The sequence below is a fragment of the Chamaesiphon sp. VAR_48_metabat_135_sub genome (assembly GCF_031418915.1).
Lineage (GTDB): Bacteria > Cyanobacteriota > Cyanobacteriia > Cyanobacteriales > Chamaesiphonaceae > Chamaesiphon.
Map to the genome: position 1 here is coordinate 1 of NZ_JANOJV010000107.1, position 3,062 is coordinate 3,062.

General features: G+C 43.9%; 5 protein-coding genes. All 5 read left to right on the forward strand.

Going from position 1 to position 3,062, the window contains the following annotated elements:
• On the forward strand, positions 1-635 hold a 635-nt coding region (locus tag RMO55_RS07845), incomplete at its 5' end, for a DUF5996 family protein (protein WP_310425568.1).
• Positions 636-766: 131 nt separating this feature from the next.
• Entirely contained in the window at positions 767-844 is a 78-nt protein-coding gene (locus RMO55_RS22210; protein WP_396134218.1) for a hypothetical protein, read from the forward strand.
• A gap of 175 nt (positions 845-1,019) precedes the next feature.
• Positions 1,020-1,679 (forward strand): hypothetical protein, encoded by a 660-nt coding sequence (locus RMO55_RS07850; protein WP_310425570.1) that lies wholly within the window; start codon positions 1,020-1,022, stop codon positions 1,677-1,679.
• Positions 1,680-1,920: 241 nt separating this feature from the next.
• Entirely contained in the window at positions 1,921-2,277 is a 357-nt protein-coding gene (locus tag RMO55_RS07855) for a hypothetical protein (RefSeq protein ID WP_310425572.1), read from the forward strand.
• Positions 2,278-2,398: 121 nt separating this feature from the next.
• Positions 2,399-2,866, forward strand: a complete 468-nt coding sequence (locus RMO55_RS07860) for a hypothetical protein (RefSeq protein ID WP_310425573.1) — start codon at positions 2,399-2,401, stop codon at positions 2,864-2,866.
• Positions 2,867-3,062: the final 196 nt, after the last annotated feature.

Genomic DNA, 3,062 nt, shown 5'->3' on the forward strand with positions numbered 1-3,062 from the left:
TGGCTGCTTTCTATCAAGCCGTGATGAGTACCTTGAAAGACATGGGCATCGAAGTCCAGATCTGGACGATGCCGCAGGAAGTGGCCGATCCCATTCCTTTTGAGCAAGACGATCGACATGCGGCTTACGATGCAGAATCTGCTCAACGGTTTTGGCAGATTCTGGTACAAGCCGATTGCCTGCTGACCATCTTCCGCTCTCGTTATGCTGGCAAATGTAGCCCAGTCCATTTCTTCTGGGGCAGCTTTGACCTAGCAGTGACGCGCTTTTCGGGACGGCGCGCGCCCGAACATCCGGGTGGAATACCTCACATGGCAGATTGGGTGACGCGAGAAGCCTATTCGTATGAGGTGAGCAGTTGTGGTTTTTGGTTTGGCGGCGGATCAATCGAAGCCTCATTCTACGCTTACGCCTATCCAGCACCAAAGGGCTTCAAGGATTATCCCATCCAACCGCAAGCAGCCTTTTACAGCCCAGATATGCAAGAGTTTATGCTGCCTTATGAAGCAGTACGGCAAGCTGACGATCCAGAGTCAATGGTAATGGCATTCCTGCAAAGCACTTACGAGGCAGCAGCTAACTTAGCCAATTGGGATCGTGCCACATTAGATTACCAGCCAGTCGTTAAGGGCTAACCAGGAGAAGCTGATGCCTCTATAACTGGTATCGGCGTATCTTCCCTCGCATCACCATCAACACTTGTTGATGTTGAGGCTGTAGCTAGCGTTAGATAGGTGGATAAAAATGCAGGTAGAACGGCGATGGCGTGCAAATCAACAGTCCAGAACTGCTAGAACTGACAACCGAAGCCAGTGCCGAAATTTTGTTGTTTGACCTCGCCTAAAACTCACTCTATTGAAGTTTCGATCTGGACTATGCCCCAAGAGATTGGTAATCCCATCCGCTTTGACCAATAGGATATATGCTGCCTACGATTGGCGCATATGTCCAGCGGTTTTGGCAGATTCTAGGGTAAGTCGATCGAATCTGGATTCTATCAGACGGAGTAAAGGTTCAGCATGAAAAACCGAAAAAAAATGGCTATGACTGCCAGAACCTACATCACCATTGGCTCATTGGTGGTTCTGCTCCTATGGATCGTAATTGGTGCTAGCCAAAATGCCTCGACCAGAGGTTTAACTGGCGATTTCCTTGGTGGAGTAGCTTCACCATTCATTGGTTTAGTTTCGGCAATTTTGGTCTACCTATCGTTCCAACAGCAGATCCAGGCGAACAAAATTCAAATGGAAGCACTTAAACAAGAATCAAAGCGGAACAATATTCGTTCCACACTTAACATCTTGAAATCTGAAATATCAGATTTAATATTAGAGAATCCTGGGGATGACCATAAAACATATCACGGGATGCTAGCCTTTGAAAAGTTTGTCGAATTGCTTCATCGATCTAGCTCAGAGGCGATCGCCAACAATGAAAACGTTGCCGATACGATTTATAGTGTCCTCTTTATCATGCAAAAAGAGATGGCAGGAATGGGTGGCCTGACCGAAGAGTTACTGAAAGAATTCGTTGATGAGTTTCATATTTTCTACACGCTTAGATTGGCAAAAAGTTTAAACTCGATTGAATCCGTGTCTGGAAACGTAACAATCGACAATATTAAAGAATCAAAAAGAGAATTGGTAGGAATGTTTCAAAGTTATGGGTACAACATTTGAAATTCGCATCCCAACAAGAATACTATTTACTGAGGAATTAAACACAGTGAGCTTGGATACGATCAACTTATAAAATAGCGATAAAAATTGATGCTATATTATTCTGTTTTATTAAGATACTTTTATCTACGTCTTTAGAGAGAGTGTTTTATTAATTTGATCGATTAACTTGAAAGCATAGTCAATTAATTAAGCATGATTTAATTAATAGATCCAAAATTTTTACTTTGAAACTAATCTTATGAACAAGATAATTTTGCTAGCACTAGTATGTACGGGATTCGCAGTAACTACGCCCTTTACAGCCCATGCATTAGATTCAGAAAAAATCGGTCAGAATCGCGAGCGGGAGCCGAATAAGTCGCTCGCCCAGTACGATCGCGATCGATATCCTAACAACCAGTATCCAAACAACCAATATCGCGATCGGCAGTTTTCAGTTTATTATCGCAACCGTGGCGATCGTCAGTGGACTTTTGAGGGATACCACAACAATCGTCGCGATGCTCAAAGTGCTGCCAACCGATTGGAGCGGCGTGGTTATCGAACCTACGTTCAAGTCAGTCGAAGAGTCAATAGTGGCATGAATCGAGGCTAATAAATGGTCGATATAACTATGGCGATTGGGCAAAGCCCACACTTCGTGAACGATACAACCGTGATGGCCGATATGACCACAATCGCTAAACCAATTCAATTAAAACAACAGAGAATTTACCATGAAAAAATATCTTATTGCCTTAGCTCTCCTATGTTCCTCTCTTGCTACTTTTAGCATGAGTAAGCCAGCTAGCGCACAACCTAGTCAGATCTCGATCGGCCCATCGGTTGAATTTGGTAACGGAACCACATTTGGGGTCGATTCTAAATTTGGAATCAGTAATAATTTGTCCCTCCGTCCATTTGTCTATTTTCCGAATAGTGGTACTAAGTTTGGTACAGCATTAACCTACGATCTCCCTCTCAGCAACACTGCTAACACCCTCCAACTTACCCCTTTTGTTGGTGGTTCGGTAGACTTCAATACTGGCAATGGCAATAATAATACCACTAGCTTTGGTTTGGTTGGCGGAGTCGATCTGGATCTGACCGATAGCCTCCGATTAAAAGGAGCAGTAAACGTACCACTAAATAACGGTCAGGATCGGGACACAACTTTTACTGTTGGGGCTGGTTTCCGGTTCTAAAGTCTGGCGATCTAAACAGCAACTAGGACATTGGCATCAACCAATTTTCTGACACCAAAATTCGAGGTAAAAATGTCGAGTATTAGCTTGAATTTCAAGAAAGGCGTTGATTCTCTTGCCGAGACACTTCGCCATCCAAAAATTGACAAGCGGCTAATGTGGTTGCTGGTGGCAATTCCGCTGCTCGGTATTGGTA

What these genes read in the sequence shown, in the direction of transcription:
- RMO55_RS07850 (WP_310425570.1), top strand. Translation starts at nt 1,020, where the DNA reads ATGAAAAACCGAAAAAAAATGGCTATGACTGCCAGAACCTACATCACC.
- RMO55_RS07855 (WP_310425572.1), top strand. Translation starts at nt 1,921, where the DNA reads ATGAACAAGATAATTTTGCTAGCACTAGTATGTACGGGATTCGCAGTA.
- RMO55_RS07860 (WP_310425573.1), top strand. Translation starts at nt 2,399, where the DNA reads ATGAAAAAATATCTTATTGCCTTAGCTCTCCTATGTTCCTCTCTTGCT.